This is a genomic window from Rahnella perminowiae (genome assembly GCF_019049755.1).
GTDB lineage: Bacteria > Pseudomonadota > Gammaproteobacteria > Enterobacterales > Enterobacteriaceae > Rahnella > Rahnella perminowiae.
The window spans coordinates 14,454-31,909 of the sequence record NZ_JAFMOS010000619.1 but is presented as its reverse complement, the minus strand read 5'-3'; the positions used below and the strand labels follow the sequence as shown (position 1 = coordinate 31,909).

Sequence of the window (17,456 nt, the reverse complement as noted above, 5' to 3'; positions counted from 1 at the left end):
AGGTTGAATTATTTCCAGGGACATTTTCAGATGATTTGATCTTATTTTTTTGCGACTCTACGGGCTTGGGTAATGCCGTTTGTTCAGGTAATCCCTTTGCGGTATATGTCGCCGAGGGGGTTTCAGGAACATAATGTTTTTTAGCGCTTTCATACATCGTCAACATGCTGTTGAGAACAAATACCAACATCAAAAAAATGAAGATGCATAAAACCGTAGAGAAGGCATCCACAAAGGTGGGCCATGGGTTACTTTCTTCCATATATCATCCAGACAGTGAAACGATTAAATAATCTATTCAGAAATTGTATATTTCCCAGGCCAGGATATCCTCTTACTTAAGTATTAAGCATTGCTAAATATCTTGTATCCTGTTGAAAATATAGAATTATCCGACCCATCACCGGATGATATTTCAGTAAAACGAAAGCGTAAGTGACAGGGGTTATAAACCAAAACACATATCGAAAGTTGTAGATTACGGATGGCTGACACGTCAGCTTCCGCTCAGCTATTGATCTGATGATTTAAAGACAATAAGCCTGTGGGAAAATATATTTTCAGAGGGAATATTTGGAAGAAAATAGGATCAGAGGGAGTGAAAAAGAGTATGTCGCCAAACCTTAGAAAGACGACATACAAAGCTGAAAGTACCCGGTTTAAGTACAGTCAGAAAAATGTCTGCATACCTGCGGTAAAGGCAGGCAGCGATAATGAAGAGTGAAGGTTTGGCGCGTAAATTTACGCGCCGGAGAGTATTACGAATTCATCTGGAACAGGGACATCCCCTGCATGGCGCTGTATGTCTTATACGATGCCTGAAGCGCGACCTGCTGCAATGTATAGGTTGAAATGGCGGAGGTCCACTCTGTATCTACCAGGTTACTGAGTTTGGTGGAGTTCGCCACGTCACGGTTGTCGCCCAGCGTATCGAGATTGTCCAGTTCATCCATCTGCGTACCCAGCTCTGAACGCACGGAAAGTACGTTGTTGAGTGAGTTACTCAGGCCACGGTTGGCTTTATCAATGGCATCGGTGTATTGCGTATCCGTGGTGTTAGCCGCCGAAGGCGTTTTCAGCGCGGTCAGTGCACCGTCGATGGTTTTGAACACATCTGTCTCACTCGGCGAGCCGTCCGGTTCGGCTTTCGCATCACCGGTTAATGAATCAAAAATCTGGTTACCGGTATGGTTGATGGTCATCGTCCGGCTGGCATCAACCTGCTGCGTAATGGACGTCGTGCCCCCGGAATAGGTCACCGCACCCGTTGTGGCGTCCTGCGTATACGGCGCGGTATCACTTTTGTAGCCGGCGAAAATGAAACGGCCGTTACCGTCAGTGCTGTTCGCAAGGTTCAGTAACTGCGATTTCAGGCTTTCCAGTTTGGTCGCCAGAGAAGAGCGGTCATCATCGCTTAAAGAACCGTCACCGGCCTGAACAATCAGCGTCTGCGCAGACTGAATGGTCGAGGTCACGCTGCTTAAAACCGACTCTTCCTGACTCATGCTCTGGTTAGCAAAGGTACGGGCTACGGAAAACTGACTGTTCTCCGATTGCGCCTGACGCACCAGCACCGCCTGCGACGCCGCCAGCGGATCATCCGAAGGTTTGCTTACTTTGCTGCCGGTGGACAGCTGTAAACCTGTCGCCTGAAAGCGGTTCTGGCCATCCAGCACCGCATTCATGTTTTGGTCGTAAATCATATTGGTACTAAGACGCATGGCATCAGTTCCTTGTCAGTTCTGGGATCAGCGAATGTTGATGATCGCGTCGAATATCGTCGAAGCCGTCTTCACGACCTGCGCGTTCGCCAGATAATATTGCTGGTAACGTTGCAGATCGCCGTATTCTTCATCGAGGTTGACCCCGGAGATAGACTGCTGCTGGCTGGTGAGCTGCGTGACAATATTGGCCTGCGAGGTACTGGTAGTTGTCAGGGTGGCAACCTGGTTGCCCACGTTACTTACCATGCTGGCGTAAGCGCCTGACAGGGTGGATTTACCTTCTACCAGTTTTGCCGTTTGCAGATTCAGCAATTTCTGCGCGTTGGTGTTGTCACTCACACCGCTGTTTGCCGCGCCCGCAGCGGCGATCAATGAAGAATCACTGATGGCCACATTCATGCTGCCTGCCACGTTACTGACCGTTTTGATGGTCACGCTGTCATTGTTGTCCGGCGTACCGCTGACGGAAACAGACAACCCGTCGAAATTCATCGTCGGATTACCGCTGCTGTCGGTGCCTGCTGTCGGGGTGATTTTTGCTCCGTCGGAGACGCGTGTCACATCCCAACTGCTGCCATTATAAGCCATGGTGTAATCGCTGGCCTTCACTGCTGCCGTGTCGGTATACGCCACGCTCACTTGTGCACTGCCGGTGTTTTTGGTGTTGCCTACGGTAGTGGCACCGGTGAAGGAGAAGAAGTTCGTTCCCGCATCACCGTTGAGATCAAAACCGGCTTTGTTGGTGGTGTTGAAGCTGTCAGACAGCGCCAGCGCCAGTTGCCCGAGCTGGTTAATGGCCGGTTCCAGGTTGTCTTTACGGAAAGCCAGTGTACCGCCGAGCGAACCGGTGGTCAGACGGCTTTCCTGAATTTCAGAAACCGAACCGTCAGGTTGGGTCATGCCGACCGTCAGTTTGGAAGGATCGGCACTCGAAGCCATGGCAACAACCGTTTTGGCGTTGCCGCCACTCACCAGCGGCGTGCCGTTGGCGAAGGAAATATTGTAGGTGTCTCCGTCCTGCTGGGTCACAACCACACCGGTGACGTTGTTCAGCTGACTGACCAGTTGGTCACGCTGATCGAGCAAGGCGTTAGGTTCCTGTCCGGTGCTGCCGCGCGTTGCGGTGATCTGATTATTCAGTTTGGCAATCTGCGACGCAAAGGTGTTGATCTGGTCAACATTCTGCGTGACCTGCTGGTTAACGGCGGTATTCATGTCGTTCAGGTATTTGGCGGAACTGTTGAACTGGGCGGTTAAACCCTGAGCCTCCCCCAGAACAGACTGACGCGCCGAGCTGTCGCTGGCGTTGCTGGTGAGCGTTTGCAGGCCTTTAAAGAAGGTCGACATGGTGGCATCAATACCGGTGGAGCTGTCGCCGAGCAGGTCATCAATAGAACTGGCCTGATCAAGCTGCGTTGACAGCGCGCTGCCGGTTGCGCTGGCACCCAGAAGCTGTTTCACCACGAAAGAATTGTACTCACGATTCACACCCGTCACCGTCACACCATTTCCGATATAACCGACAGGCGTCGAGGTACCATTACTTTGCGTAATAATGGCGGTCTGGCGGTTATAACCCGCCACACTGACGTTAGCGATGTTGTTCCCGGTGGTACTGAGCGCCGCCTGCGCTGCGTTCAGTCCGCTCATTGCGGTATTAATTAAGCTGCTGGACATGAGTGACCTTTTGGCTGCCGGTGACTTTTACCACCGTATAATTAAGGGAACTGAAACGGGGGTTATCCCCTTTTCCCATTCTGATCGTATTATCGGCCTGCACCGCTAAAACTTGAGAAAAAAAACGAGGATTTGCAGGACTAGAAGATATCTTTTAAATCATGGCTATAGGCCTTCACGGCCTGCTCGCCCGCGCCTTTAATTTTCTGGATCACACTCACCAGTTTGTCGGCGTAATTCGGGTCAGTTGCATAGCCGGCACGTTGCAGTGCATGTGCGGCTTGTTCAGGGGTGTTAGCTGAGGCCACCTGCGCGTAACGCGGATTATTGGTCAGTAATTTGATGTAGTCACTGATGGCTTCCACATAAGAGCCGTACACACGGAAACTGGCCTGCACTTTTTTCGCCACACCGTTGGTGTATTCCGTGGTGGTAATATTCGTGGTCGGACCGTCCCAGTTGCTGCCCGCTTTGATACCAAACAGGTTGAAGCTGCGTTTGCCATCTGCGGTCGGGATTTCACGCTGGCCCCATCCGGATTCCAGTGCAGCCTGCGCCATGATCAGCTGATGCGAAATCCCGCTGTCTTTACTGGCGACCTGTGCCGGAATGGTCAGGCTGGACACGAACTGGCCGCTGTCGGCTGGCAACGGTGCGCCGCCGGTGGTGCGGTCCGGCGCAGTCGGAATAGCTTTACGCAGATACTGCTCCATCGCCTGAACCGGCAGAGTTTTCAGCACTTCACCGTCCAGCGCCATCGGCACCGTTCCCGCCAGTTCGGACGGTTGCTTGCTGCCACCGGTCAGTTGTTCAACCATCATATCGGCCATGCCCAACCCCTTGTCGGACATGTCCTGGGCAATTTGCTGATCGTACATCGATGTATAAAGTTTGGTGGATTCGTTATCCAGAATGCCACCCTGCGGCAGAGCCTGACGCATGCTTTTCAGCATCATCTGCACAAACACGCCTTCAAACTGCTTCGCCACTTCTTTGATATGCGCCTGAGGATCCTGCGCCACATCCCGCTTCAGTTTGTTAAGGGACTGCGTGTCATACGCCGCCCCTGACATCGACATCAGATCGCTCATCAGATAATTTCCAAATCAGCACGCAGGCATCCGGCGGTTTTCATCGCCTGCAGAATGGACATCAGATCGATAGGCGTTGCGCCTAACGCGTTCAGGGTGCGGACAACATTGTTCAGGCTGGCACTGGAGCGTACCTGCTGAATCGACCCGCCGGACTGGCGGACGGAAATATTAGTGTTCGGCGTGACTACCGTCTGACCGCCGCCAAACGGCGTGTTCGGCTGGCTGACATCGTTCTGGCGATCGACCACCACGGACAGATTGCCCTGGGCAACCGCACAGTTATCCAACGTCACATCGCGGTTCATGACCACGGAACCGGTACGGGAGTTGATGATCACTTTCGCGTCCATCGGCCCGACATTCACTTCGATATTTTGGATCTGCGCCAGAATGCGCACCTGAGACGTGTTGCCACGCGGTACGACCACCTGAATATTGCGGGAATCCAGGGCGGAGGCCATGCCCATCCCCTGACGGTTGATCGCGTCGCTGATCTGCTGCGCCAGGTTAAAATCTTCATCATTGAGTTGCAGATTGATCACGCCTTCGGTACCGAAAGTACTCGGTAATTCACGCTCAATCGTCGCCCCGCCGGTGATACGCCCGCCCGAAACCTGGTTAACCGTCACGCTGCTGCCACCGGCAGACGCGCCCGCTCCGCCGACCAGCACGTTACCCTGCGCCAGTGCGTAAACCTGATTATCCACCCCTTTCATCGGCGTCATCAGCAAAGTACCGCCGCGAATACTTTTGGCGTTACCCATAGAAGAAACCACGACGTCAATCGCCTGTCCGGCGCGGGAAAACGGGGGCATTTTGGCCGTGACCATGACGGCGGCGACGTTTTTCAACTGCATGTTGGTGCCCGCCGGTACGGTAATACCCAACTGGGACAACATATTGGTCAGCGTCTGGGTGGTAAAAGGCGTTTGTGTGGTCTGGTCACCGGTGCCGTCAAGGCCCACCACCAGACCATAGCCGATCAGGGCGTTATCACGCACACCTTGTACCGTCGTCAGATCACGAATACGGTCGGCGGATGCGGGCAGTACCACCAGGGCGGACATCGCCAGACAGATAATACCGGAAAGTAGTTTTCGCATGATTGCCTCGTTATAACGGCGATAAGTTTAAGAAGAACCGCTGCAACCAGCCCATGTTCTGCGCTTCATTGATGTAGCCATTCCCGACGTACTCGATGCGTGCATCAGCCACCTGGGTGGAGATCACGGCGTTCGCACCGCTGATGGTGCGCGGGTTGACCACACCGGAGAACCGGATGAACTCAGTTCCCTGATTAATTTCAATTTGTTTCTCACCGACAACTTTCAGGTTGCCGTTGGCCAGCACTTCCGCCACCGTCACGGTCAGGGTGCCGCTGAAGGTGTTATTGGCCGCTGCGCCGCCTTTACCGGCAAAGGTATTGGCACCGGACATATCCAGATCGGCACGGGCATTGCCGAACAGGCCTTCCAGATAACGTGGCGCTGTCGCAGCACCAAAGGTGGTTGCGCCGTTACGACTGGCGTTCGCCGAGGAGCTTTTGCTCGCACTGACATTCTCCTGCAAGACAATGGTCAGCGTATCACCCACGTTACGTGGACGGCGGTCTTCAAACAGAGGCTGATAACCGTAGTTCATCGGCTGAACTGACTGGAAAATCGAACCGTTAGGAACCGGCGGTGCCGCTGGCGCAGGGTTCGCTGTGGTTGCTCCGGGTACCAGCGGGGTATGCGGCATATACGCGCAACCATTCGCCAGTAACGTGATTAACAGCGGCAGCACCAGCTTGCCTGGTCGGTCTTTAGAAAAAGTCATTACCGACGTTATTTTTTTGGTCACCACAGTTATCGCCTTTAAAAAATCGACCTGGTAGGGATCTGAACCGGTTCAGGACAGAAGCGTTTCCGCCCCTGTCCTCTTGTTTTCAATCAACCGCTAAACGTTACAGCTGGGAAAGTTTCTGTAGCATTTCGTCCGACGTGGACACGGCTTTACTGTTAATTTCGTAAGCACGCTGAGTCTGGATCATGTTGACCAGCTCTTCCGCCACGTTGACGTTAGACGTTTCCACATAACCCTGATACAGCAGACCCGCGCCGTTCAGGCCCGGAGTGCTTTCGGTTGGCGCACCGGAGCTCTGGGTTTCCTGGTACAGGTTTTCACCCAACGATTCCAGACCGCTGTTGTTGATGAAGGTGCTCAGCGTCAGCTGCCCCACCTGCTGGGCGGCAGTCTGACCTTGTGTGGTCACACTGACGATACCGTCACGCCCGACGGTCATGCTCAGGGCATTGGCCGGGACAGTGATAGCAGGAATCACCTGATAACCGCTTGAGGTCACCAGCTGACCGTTCTGGTCAACCTGGAAAGAACCATCACGGGTATAGGCCGTCGTGCCATCCGGCAACTGAACCTGGAAGAAACCTTCCCCTTTAACGGCGATATCTTTGCTGTTGCTGGTCTGCGACAGGTTGCCCTGCGAGAATAAACGTTCCGTAGAAACCGGACGCACACCGGTACCAATCTGTAAACCGGATGGCAGATTGGTTTGCTCAGAAGACTGCGCACCAGGCTGACGGACTGTCTGATAAAGCAGGTCTTCAAATACTGCACGCTGGCGTTTAAAGCCGTTGGTGCTGACGTTCGCCAGGTTGTTGGCGATTACATCCATATTGGTCTGCTGGGCATCCAGACCGGTTTTCGCAATATACAGCGATGGGATCATGTCATTACTCCTCTGCCATCATCAGCTCATTGACAGCAGATTGTTGGCACTCTGTTCATTTTCATCGACACTGTGGATGACTTTCATCTGCATCTCAAAGCGGCGGGCGTTAGCTATCATGTCAACCATGGTGGAGACCGGATCCGCGTTACTGCCCTCAAGCGTTCCGGGCATAACGTGAATGGTCGGGTCAGCCTGTAAAGCAGCACCCCGCGCCTGAACGGTCGCCGGCGTTGGCCGGAACATACCGTCATCGCCACGGGTGACTTCATTGTTGGCCGCTTTCACCAGCTTGAGCTTACCGAGCTGACCCATCGTGTTAGGATCAGCACCGGCTTCAAGCACGGCAATCGTCCCGTCCGCAGAGACCGTAAGCTGAGAGTTCGGCGGAACTTCAATCGGGCCGTTATCCCCCATAACCGGATGACCCTGAACGGTCAGTTGGTTAGTCGGTGACACTTGCATGTCACCGTTACGGGTATACGCTTCAGAGCCGTCAGGCATCTGCACCGCAAGGAAACCGTCCTGCTGTAAAGCCACATCCAGCGGACGCCCGGTGTAGTTCAGTTTTCCCTGCGTCATATCTGCGCCCGGCGTGGACGCCGTGACCAGCGTGCGGGTTTGCAGGCTTTCACCGTCCACCGGCACTGCGCGCATCGCTAAAAGCTGCGAACGGAATCCCGGTGTATTGGCGTTAGCCAGGTTACTCGACGTCACCGACTGCTGAACCAGCGTCTGGCTGGCTGCGCCGCCTGCGGTGTAGATAGCGTGATCCATAATGCTGCCCTGTTTTCAGGTGATAGAACGCGTATTAACGCAGGTTAACCAGCGTGTTCAGGATGGAGTCCTGAGTTTTGATGGTCTGCGCATTCGACTGGTAGTTACGCTGCGCAACAATCATGTTGACCAGTTCCGCACTCAGATCGACGTTGGAAGATTCCAGCGCACCGCTGGTCATTGACGCTAAACCGCCCTGACCTGCAATGCCGGTCACAGCCTGGCCGGAAGAAGACGTCGCCGTCCACACGTTGTCACCTTCAGATTTCAGGCCTTCCGGGTTAGAGAAGTTACTCAGCACAATCTGACCCAGCAGTTGGGTTTTGTTGTTGGAGTAAGTGCCGGCAATCGTGCCGTCGTCATTGATGGTATAACCGGTCATCTGACCCGCTGCATAACCATCCTGATTCTGGGAACCGATGCTGTCGCTGCCGGTGCTCTGCTGGATACTGCCGGTGAAATCAAGAGACACCGTTTGCGGCGTTACGGTACCGTTAGTGGCGGTGTTCATTGGCAACGTCAGTGCCAGACCGGCATTGGCAGTGCCTGCCGCATTGGTTGTGCCGACCAGCGCACCACTGGTATCAAACTGCATAGCCCCAATTTTGGCGGCCGCTGAACCGGCCACGCTGCCGTCCTGTGCATAAACATCCCAGTTGTTGGCAGAAGTTTTCACGAAGTAGACGTTGTTATCGTGGGCATTACCCTGTGAGTCATAGGTGGTGATGCTGTTGACGTAGTTGTAGCTGGTGTCATCACTGCTGCTGAACGTTTTGGTGGCCGGAATAGCCTTGTCCGTTGAGTTCAGGTTAGCCACCATCGTGGCAGAAGTAGACGCTTTCGCGCTCATCATGGTGGTCGGGATGTTCAGGGCAACCGGCTGCGCACCCGCCGCAATAGTAGGCGGCGTACCTGTCGCCGGATAACCGGTGACGCTCAAACCTTGCATGTTCACCAGGTTACGGTTGGCATCCAGTGAAAACTGACCGTTACGTGAGTAATAAATGGCACCGCTGCTGTCGGACAACCGGAAGAATCCGTTGCCGCTCAGCGCGACATCCAGACCGCGGGAGGTGTTGGTGGTGGTACCGTCATTGAAGTTCTGAGTAACAGCGGCGACTTTAACGCCCATACCGGTTTGGGAACCGGCGAACATATCGGCAAAAGAGGCGGTCGCTGTTTTAAAACCGACGGTCGCGGAGTTGGCAATGTTGTTACCAATCACATCGAGGTTAGTCGATGCCGCGCTCAGGCCGCTGACTGCTTGGGAAAAGCTCATATTAGCTCCATTTTACTGTGGGTAGTGTTTACAGCTCCTCCCCCTTCGCAGGGGAGGGAGCGGTCTGAGTTGCTCGCTTACAAAATCTGGCGTACAGAATCAACTTTCGCGGTTCCGCGCACGCCCAGATCCAACGCGGTATTCCCGGATGAATCTGTCGTCACACCATTGACCAGCGCATAATTCAGCGGTGTTGCCACCATTTGCTGATTATTTTTCAGGGCATTGATGCTAAAGCTGTAACTGCCATTCGGTGCTTTGGTGCCATCGTCCTGTGTACCGTCCCAGGTATAGCTGTGCACGCCAGCAGTCTGTGCGCCCAGCGTAATGGTTTTCACCACTTTACCGGTGGAATCACTGACCGTGGCGGTGGTGGTATCAGAGGCCGTTTCCAGCTCAAATCCGAATGGCGTGGTGCTGACCGTGCCGTCAGTGTCGCTGCCGACCAGAATTGCGCTGCCGGACACCATCACGCCGTGGCCGATCAACGAACTGGCCTGAACCGATGAACCACTGGTGATTTGCCCGGAAATGCTGCCCAGCGTGGTATTGAGTTTTTCAATCCCGCTGACTGTGCTGATTTGTGCCAGCTGACTGGTCAGCTGGCTGTTATCCATCGGATTGGTGGGATCCTGGTTTTTCAGCTGGGCGACCAGCAGGGTCAGGAAACTGCTGGACAGATCATCCGCTGAACTGGTTCCCTTCGTAGACGAGCCGCCGGAGCTGGTACTGCTGATCGTCGTGTTATCAGTGGTGTCATTAATTGACGTGGTAATTGCCATGATTCGCTCCGCTATTGCCCCAGAGTCAGGGTTTTCATCATTAACGACTTAGTGGTGTTAAGCACTTCGACGTTAGCCTGATAACTGCGGGAAGCGGAGATGGTGTTCACCATTTCGCTGACCACATCTACGTTTGGCATCTGCACATAGCCTTTTGCATCCGCCATCGGATTACCTGGCTCATACACCATGCGCATCGGTGCCGGGTCATCCACCACCTGCGCCACTTTCACGCCGCCGGTTTCCTGACCCGGTGCAGCATCCACCTGGAAAACAACTTGCTTTGCTTTATATGGCTTACCATCCGGGCCGGTGACACTGTCGGCGTTGGCCATGTTACTGGCACTGACGTTCAGACGCTGAGACTGCGCGGCCAGCGCAGAACCGGCGATATCAAAAATACCAAGCATTGACATGGGCTATTATCCTTGCAGCACCGACATCATCCCTTTGATCTGGCCGCCGAGAACGGTCAAATCGGTCTGATAGCGCACGCTGTTATCCGCAAAATTGGTACGTTCACGATCCATATCGACCGTGTTGCCATCTGCCGATGGCTGGTCCGGGATCCGGTACATCAGATCCATATCAGCAGGTTGGACGTTGGACGCCGCGATATGGCGGTCAGACGTCAGAGACAAAGAAATGCCGCTGCCACTCGCACGCCCCTGCTCCATCACCTTTTGTAACTGACTGGCAAAATCGATATCGCGAGCCTGATACCCCGGGGTATCGGCGTTTGCGATATTGGCTGAAAGAATTTCTTGCCGCTGGGCGCGCAGGTTGAGCGCTTCCTGTTGGAACTGTAGTGCGGCGTTCAGTTTGTCGAGCATGCGCCCTCCGCAAAGTGAGATTTTGGAGTCGACAGCATAAATGCGAGTGTCAACTGGCTATCGTCTGAATAAGCATGAAATCGGGCGCTATTTGTCCCTTTAGGAATATCAAAGTGAGCGTAGACTTGTCGGCAGTAGTAGGCTGGCACAAAGGTAAAACGCGAATGAATATGCTGAAAATCCGTCGTTCAGACATTACGCTGGGTTGCATCCTGATAGGTGTAATGTCTGGTGCGATGAGCTATGCCCAGCCTTTGCCCGTCAAAAGCGTGCCGGCCTCATCCAATAGCGATACACTGTTGTCCTCGCAAATTCAGCAGTTCTTCCGGCAGCAATATGCCGACAGCGGGATGCAGGTGACCGTTGTCGTAAACACCCCGGCTGCGCGCCAGCCACAATGTTTATCACCACAATTTATGCTTTCACCGAACAGTCGCACCTGGGGCAATGTCTCCGTGGCGGTGAACTGCAACGGTCAGAAAAGTTACGTACAAACTAAAGTGCAGGTCAGCGGCACTTACTGGATCGCGGCAAAGAACGTACCGGCAGGCTCTCACCTGGCACAAACAGATATGCAACAAAAAACCGGGCGACTGGATCTGTTGCCGCCGAAGGTCATTCTCGACAGTCAGCAGGCTGTGAATGGCATCACGCTGCGCAATATCAGCATCGGGCAACCGTTGACGTTATCGATGTTGCGCCGGCCGTGGATGGTTCACGCGGGGCAGGAAGTTCAGGTTCAGGCAACAGGCAGTGGTTTTAATGTGTCAAGCGCCGGTAAGGCGATGAACAATGCTGCAGCGAATGAATCAGTGCGGATCAGAATGCCGTCAGGTGCAATTGTGAACGGGACGGTAGGCTCAGATGGGTCTGTGACAGTGACGATATAATCCTAAATGCAGCCGTAGCTCTACAAAAAGCTGCAATAAAGGTTAAAGTTATTGCGCCACATGTCGATAACAAACGTATCAGAGTCGTCCCGTGACGGCATTTTTAGGGTTTTCATGAGATTTTCTAAACCCTGAGTCCTCATACTGGAGAAGAAATTTATGGCTATCGATCGTACTCAAGGTGTCTCACCTTTAACCCCGATCCAGCAGCGCGAGCCGTCTGAAGCGTCAGTACAGAACGCGCGTAAAGAACAGTCTGTTTCTGGCACCACCACCAGCGGTACGGCGGTGACACTGAGTTCAGCGCAAGCGTCTCTGACGCAGTCAAGTGCACAGGACATCAACACGGCACGTGTCGACGAACTGAAACAAGCTATCCGCGACGGTAAACTGACGATGGATACCGGCAAAATTGCTGATGCTTTGTTACAGGACACGCAGGATTATCTCAAAGGTCTTTAAGCTGAAAATATCAGTGTAAAGACAAAAAGTTGGAAGGTAATAAGGCCCGATGAAGAATTTTATCAAGACCATGACTACCTTGGTTGAAACGTTGCAAGCGCTGGATCAGGTGATTAATCACGAACAGACGATACTGTGCTCAGGACGCGTGAATGGTGCAGCCTTGCAGCATATAACCGAGCAGAAAAGTTCATTGTTAGCCACGGTAGACTATCTTGATAAACAGCGTCGTCAGCATGACGAGCGCCTCAGGCAAACAGCCCCCTATTCCCGACAGCCGGAAATCTCCGCGATGTGGAAAGATGTGGTGCAACTGACCACTAAACTGAGTCAGATTAACCGTCACAACGGCATGTTACTGGGCAAGCAGATTGCCTATAACACCGAAGCGCTGGCGATCCTTAACGCCAGTCAGACGCAGAAATTCTACGGGCCGAACGGGCAGGAAACCGTTTCGGGGCAAACCGTACGCAAGATCTCGGTTTAAACCGAAACGGGGGCGGTTTTCAAACCTTGCCATGTTTGATGCTGGCTATGTTTCAGATGCCACCGTGAAAGGCGCGGAATCTTGCCGCTCCGCGGTTCCCTCATTTCGGTGTTCGAACCTTACGTCTCGAAACTCTCACTCGGCAAGCTTTCTGAAAGCGCCCGCAGCATCTTGAACCCCTACTGCCAATGCGTTGCAAATCCCGGTTGTGGATTTTGCCGCAGCGGGGAAATATCAACTGTGTATCCATACCGATAAAATGAGCAAACATTGAGAATGGGAGACGGCTTCCGGAAGGTTTTTAGGGGTTGCATTAAAAAACCGCACATGGCGGTTTTTTATTATCTGAGGTTTTATCTCTGTATTTCAAATGTCACCTGATCTACACCACTCGCCATATTTATGAATCGCCCGCTGTAATTAACTGTTACGCGATTTTTATCATCAATATGAATATCATTTCATAGTCCCATGGGCCACCATTTCTAACCTTTTGATAAAACCAATAATACGTCCAGGCTGTCGCCATATTGCGAGACATTCCATGTTGTCGGGCTTCCCTCATATGATCACTGACAATATTGGAACCCGGGTTTGATAGTGGTACAGACGCCATAAAGTCAATCTCCCTGTTAAGCATTTTTCTCTTCCTGCAAACAGGGAAATATTTTACACGTCTACCGGCTCCCTTTTGTTAACTCCGTAACGCTGCCGGAAAATATCAGCACTATAGAAATATGCAGATGTGTCTTTAAAAATGCCCACTGGCATGCTCAAAAATGGCACCAAATCAAGGGTGCGAGACCCGAGGCTCGCAGGCTGAAATTCGGGAATCGCGGACCGATGACATTTTACGCCACCCATAGCGGTAACAGAGCATGTCCGTCGAACCGGCGACAGCGCGGAGTAGAATAGCGTGGGGGATGCAAGGGAGGAAAACCGGCGATTTAGCGATAGTTCACGATCACCTGATTACTCATCACCCGCAGCGGCGTATTCATCGCGCCACCGCCGGGAACAAAGTAAACAAACCTTAATGGCGAAGTGGCGGTCTGGCCATAAAACGATTTTGTCACCCCGCCTTCGGCTTCCAGACTCACGCAGTGATTCAGGGTGTTGCAGAGTTTTACCTGCAGACCGGCGGGTCTTGTGCCGAGCACTTCGTATTTCCAGCTTAGCGTTGTGATGGTGGCGGAGCCTGAACTGCGCACGGGCGCGGAGGCCGGCGGGGCTAATGCACCCGATGACATCATTACGCCACGATTTTGCAATACCACACCGCGCTGTGTATCTGACCATGTGCCGGACGCGGCAAGCGCTGGCAGGCTCAGTGCGGTCAGTAACCACAGTGCGGCGCGGTACATCTTATTCACCGCCGATGGTGGCCGTCATGCGAATCTGGCGGCTGTCGGTCATTTCCAGATTCGACATCACGACGATATTTGGCAGTGAACGGCGCAGGAAACGGGACAGCAGCGGACGCAGCGCGTGATTCACCAGCAGAACCGGCGGCGCGCTGAGCATATCCTGACGCTGTAATGCGGCCTCGGACTGGGTCAGCAGGCGGTCAGCCAGACCGGGTTCCAGACCACCACCGCTTTGCAGCGCCTGTAATAACAGGCGTTCCAGGGAGGTATCCAGCCCGATAACCTGCACTTCGCCATTGCCCGGGAACCATTGCTGCGTGATAGCCCTGCCGAGCGCAACACGCACCACGGAGGTCAGTTCGTTAGGATCCGGCTGGTTCGGCGCGTATTCCGCCAGTGTTTCAACGATGGTGCGCATATCGCGGATCGAAACGCGTTCAGATAACAGGTTCTGCAACACTTTGTGCATGTTGGTCAGCGAAATGATGCCCGGAATGAAATCATCCGTCAGCTTCGGCATTTCTTTGGTGACGCGCTCCATCAGCTCCTGCGTTTCCTGACGGCCAAACAGTTCTTTGGCGTGCAAACTGATCAGGTGGTTCAGGTGTGTGGCGACGACGGTACTGGCTTCCACCACGGTATAGCCCTGAATTTGTGCCTGCTCGCGCATAGCCGGTTCAATCCAGAACGCCGCCAGCCCGAATGCCGGATCAACCGTCGGTTCGCCCGGCAGTTCGCCTATCGCGCTGCCCGGGTTGATCGCCATCCAGCGGCCGGGATGCGCCGTACCGGTGCCGATTTCCACACCTTTCATCAGAATACGGTAGCCCGCCGGCGGCAGTTCAAGGTTATCGCGGATATGAATTACCGGCGGCAGATAGCCCATCTCCTGCGCGAATTTTTTGCGGATACTGCGGATACGCCCCAGCAGCTCGCCGTTTTGGGCAAAGTCCACCATCGGGATCAGACGGTAGCCCACTTCCATACCCAGCGGATCTTCAAGCTGAACGTCCTGCCAGCTGGCTTCTACCATTTGTTTACCGCTGTCTGCCACGGCCGGTGCGGTCTCTGCAGTGGATGGTTTTTTCTGCTCCTGACCGCGAGTCCACCATGCCAGCGCCAACAGCCCGGCTGTGAACATCAGGAAAACGAAGTTTGGCATGCCGGGCACCATACCGAGCAAACCCAGAACACCGGCACTCAGCATCATGACGCGCGGATTGCGGAACAGCTGGGTAACCATCTGCTCGCCCACGTCTTCGTTGGTGCCGACGCGGGTGACGATAACACCGGCCGCCGTGGAGATAACCAGCGCGGGGATCTGCGCGACCAGGCCGTCACCGATGGTCAGCAGGGTATAACTTTCAGCCGCATGGCCAAGATCCATCCCGTGTTGCAATACACCGACCAGCAGGCCGCCGACGACGTTGATGATCATGATCATCAGACCGGCAACCGCGTCACCTCGCACAAATTTACTCGCACCGTCCATTGAACCGTAGAAGTCGGCTTCCTGCGTCACTTCGCTGCGGCGTTTTTTCGCTTCATCTTCGCCAATCAGACCGGCGTTCAGATCCGCGTCAATCGCCATCTGTTTACCGGGCATACCGTCGAGCACGAAACGCGCACCGACTTCAGCAATACGTCCGGCACCTTTGGTAATAACCATAAAGTTGATCAGCACCAGGATGATAAACACCACAATACCGATGGCGAAGTTACCGCCGACCAGGAAGTGGCCGAAGGCTTCAATCACCCGGCCCGCTGCCGCGCCGCCGGTGTGCCCTTCCAGCAGGATCACACGGGTTGAGGCAACGTTCAGCGACAGACGTAATAACGTTGAAAACAGCAAAATGGTGGGAAATGCCGCGAAATCCAGCGTGCGCTGGGTAAACATCGCCACCAGCAACACCATGATGGACAGCGCAATGTTAAAGGTGAACAGCAGATCAAGGATGAATGGCGGCAACGGCAGCACCATCATCGACAGGATGATCAGGATAAGAATGGGTCCTGCCAGTACCTGCCATTGTCCGGACTTAAAGTTGGCGGGTAAACGCAGTATCTCGGCCAGATTAGCCATGGGTATCACTCTCTCCTGCTGCAAAATCCAGCCCCTCAGGGACCGGCAAATGTTGAGGTTTTTTCGGGATCAGTCCGCCTTCTCGCTTCCAGCGTTTCAGCTGATACACCCAGGCCAGAACTTCAGCCACGGCGGCATAGAGCGTCGCCGGAATTTGCTGACCAATTTCACTGTGCCGGTAAAGCGCACGCGCCAGAGGCGGTGCCTCCAGCATCGGAATTTTATGTTCGGCACCGAGTTCCCTGATGCGCAGTGCCACTTCCCCTGCGCCTTTCGCCAGGACTTTCGGTGCACTCATTTTATTTTCACTGTATTGCAGTGCCACAGCGTAATGCGTCGGGTTGGTTACGATGACATCCGCTTTTGGCACATCGGCCATCATACGACGCTTGGCCATCGCACGTTGCTGCTGGCGGATACGTCCTTTGACATGCGGGTCACCTTCCTGACTTTTATGCTCGTCGCGGATATCCTGCTTGCTCATGCGCAGCTTTTTCAGGTTGCTCCAGATCTGCCAGAACACGTCAAAACCGACCATCGGCGTTAATCCAAGCACCACCATCAGGCCGCAAAACACCACCATATTCAGCGCTTCACCGAGTGCCGGTATGGTCGGTTGTGCCATCAGCCTCATCATGTCCGGCCATTTATGCCACAGATAAATCCCGGCGACGGTACCGACCAGCAACGCCTTCAGGATAGCTTTCAGCAACTCCGCCAGTACCTGAGCGGAAAATAAACGCTTAAATCCGGCAATCGGATCCATACGGCTGAACTTGGGCGCAAAAGATTTGCCGCTGAACATCAGGCCGCCGAGTAACAGCGGCGCAGCGAGTGCGATCAAAATCAGGCCGCCGATCACCGGCAGTAACGCCCAGACCGCGCGCCCCAGCAGCGTCGCCATCTGCTGTAACACCTGCCGGTCATCGCTGACCATGCCGTGATCAAACTTGAGACCTTGCGAAATCATCACGCCAAGTTGCCGTGCCATAGACTCACCGGACATCCACAACAGCGTTAAGCCGCCCCCCAGCATCAAAATGGAGGTCAGTTCGCGCGAGCGCGGTATCTGCCCTTCTTCACGCGCTTTTTCAAGCCGGTGCGATGTGGGAGCTTCTGTTTTTTCGAGATCGCTTTCTTCAGCCACCGGCGGTTCCTGTCAGGGTTTACCCGGCATGTAAAACACCACGGGCACAGATTCAATGACGCAGGGATAGCATGACAAAAGCGGCGCAGTCTGATGGGTGAATTAGAGAGGGAAAATGGCGGCTAT

General features: G+C 53.9%; 17 protein-coding genes and 1 pseudogene. 3 read left to right on the top strand and 15 right to left on the bottom strand.

Going from position 1 to position 17,456, the window contains the following annotated elements; translation table 11 throughout:
• From J1785_RS21175 to flgB, 12 genes and pseudogenes are all read right to left on the bottom strand, one after another.
• A pseudogene (locus tag J1785_RS21175) lies at positions 1-262 on the bottom strand (hypothetical protein); the annotation flags it as partial.
• A 496-nt stretch (positions 263-758) separates the two neighbouring features.
• Positions 759-1,721 (bottom strand): flagellar hook-associated protein FlgL, encoded by a 963-nt coding sequence (gene flgL, locus J1785_RS21170; protein ID WP_217220561.1) that lies wholly within the window; start codon positions 1,719-1,721, stop codon positions 759-761.
• 27 nt (positions 1,722-1,748) lie between these two features.
• Positions 1,749-3,401 (bottom strand): flagellar hook-associated protein FlgK, encoded by a 1,653-nt coding sequence (flgK, locus tag J1785_RS21165; protein ID WP_217220558.1) that lies wholly within the window; start codon positions 3,399-3,401, stop codon positions 1,749-1,751.
• Positions 3,402-3,541: 140 nt separating this feature from the next.
• Entirely contained in the window at positions 3,542-4,492 is a 951-nt protein-coding gene (gene flgJ, locus J1785_RS21160) for a flagellar assembly peptidoglycan hydrolase FlgJ (protein ID WP_129991814.1), read from the bottom strand.
• A complete protein-coding gene (locus J1785_RS21155; RefSeq protein WP_129952763.1) occupies positions 4,492-5,598 on the bottom strand; it encodes a flagellar basal body P-ring protein FlgI in 1,107 nt (368 codons plus the stop codon). Before J1785_RS21155 ends, flgJ begins: the two co-directional genes overlap by 1 nt.
• Before the next feature lie 10 nt (positions 5,599-5,608).
• Complete coding sequence (locus J1785_RS21150) at positions 5,609-6,313, bottom strand: flagellar basal body L-ring protein FlgH (protein ID WP_129991917.1); 705 nt, start codon at positions 6,311-6,313, stop codon at positions 5,609-5,611.
• 127 nt (positions 6,314-6,440) lie between these two features.
• Positions 6,441-7,223 (bottom strand): flagellar basal-body rod protein FlgG, encoded by a 783-nt coding sequence (flgG, locus tag J1785_RS21145; RefSeq protein ID WP_013575168.1) that lies wholly within the window; start codon positions 7,221-7,223, stop codon positions 6,441-6,443.
• Between the two features lie 21 nt (positions 7,224-7,244).
• Positions 7,245-8,000: a flagellar basal body rod protein FlgF gene (locus tag J1785_RS21140; protein ID WP_129952762.1), complete on the bottom strand. Its 756-nt coding sequence runs from the start codon at positions 7,998-8,000 to the stop codon at positions 7,245-7,247.
• A gap of 34 nt (positions 8,001-8,034) precedes the next feature.
• Entirely contained in the window at positions 8,035-9,279 is a 1,245-nt protein-coding gene (gene flgE, locus J1785_RS21135; RefSeq protein WP_129952761.1) for a flagellar hook protein FlgE, read from the bottom strand.
• Between the two features lie 77 nt (positions 9,280-9,356).
• A complete protein-coding gene (gene flgD / locus J1785_RS21130) occupies positions 9,357-10,061 on the bottom strand; it encodes a flagellar hook assembly protein FlgD (RefSeq protein ID WP_129952760.1) in 705 nt (234 codons plus the stop codon).
• 11 nt (positions 10,062-10,072) lie between these two features.
• The gene (gene flgC / locus J1785_RS21125; protein ID WP_013575164.1) at positions 10,073-10,477 is read right to left on the bottom strand and encodes a flagellar basal body rod protein FlgC; all 405 of its coding nucleotides are present in this window, start codon (positions 10,475-10,477) and stop codon (positions 10,073-10,075) included.
• A 6-nt stretch (positions 10,478-10,483) separates the two neighbouring features.
• Positions 10,484-10,894 carry a flagellar basal body rod protein FlgB gene (gene flgB, locus J1785_RS21120; RefSeq protein WP_129952759.1) on the bottom strand — a complete coding sequence of 137 codons (411 nt, stop codon included), beginning with the start codon at positions 10,892-10,894 and terminating at the stop codon, positions 10,484-10,486.
• Between the two features lie 113 nt (positions 10,895-11,007).
• On the opposite strand from flgB, the gene flgA reads away from it, so the two are divergent.
• From flgA to J1785_RS21105, 3 genes are all read left to right on the top strand, one after another.
• The gene (gene flgA, locus J1785_RS21115) at positions 11,008-11,784 is read left to right on the top strand and encodes a flagellar basal body P-ring formation chaperone FlgA (protein ID WP_129952758.1); all 777 of its coding nucleotides are present in this window, start codon (positions 11,008-11,010) and stop codon (positions 11,782-11,784) included.
• A 159-nt stretch (positions 11,785-11,943) separates the two neighbouring features.
• Positions 11,944-12,246, top strand: a complete 303-nt coding sequence (gene flgM, locus J1785_RS21110; protein ID WP_129952757.1) for a flagellar biosynthesis anti-sigma factor FlgM — start codon at positions 11,944-11,946, stop codon at positions 12,244-12,246.
• Between the two features lie 49 nt (positions 12,247-12,295).
• Positions 12,296-12,733: a flagella synthesis protein FlgN gene (locus J1785_RS21105; RefSeq protein ID WP_129952756.1), complete on the top strand. Its 438-nt coding sequence runs from the start codon at positions 12,296-12,298 to the stop codon at positions 12,731-12,733.
• Positions 12,734-13,680: 947 nt separating this feature from the next.
• On the opposite strand, the gene J1785_RS21100 is transcribed toward J1785_RS21105, so the two are convergent.
• From J1785_RS21100 to flhB, 3 genes are read right to left on the bottom strand one after another with little or no spacing between them, the layout of a single operon-like run.
• On the bottom strand, positions 13,681-14,097 hold the full coding sequence (locus J1785_RS21100) for a flagellar protein FlhE (protein ID WP_217158145.1): 417 nt from the start codon (positions 14,095-14,097) through the stop codon (positions 13,681-13,683).
• Position 14,098: 1 nt separating this feature from the next.
• Positions 14,099-16,183 carry a flagellar biosynthesis protein FlhA gene (flhA, locus tag J1785_RS21095; protein WP_217137749.1) on the bottom strand — a complete coding sequence of 695 codons (2,085 nt, stop codon included), beginning with the start codon at positions 16,181-16,183 and terminating at the stop codon, positions 14,099-14,101.
• Positions 16,176-17,330 (bottom strand): flagellar biosynthesis protein FlhB, encoded by a 1,155-nt coding sequence (gene flhB, locus J1785_RS21090; RefSeq protein WP_129952753.1) that lies wholly within the window; start codon positions 17,328-17,330, stop codon positions 16,176-16,178. Before flhB ends, flhA begins: the two co-directional genes overlap by 8 nt.
• Between the last annotated feature and the right edge of the window lie 126 nt (positions 17,331-17,456).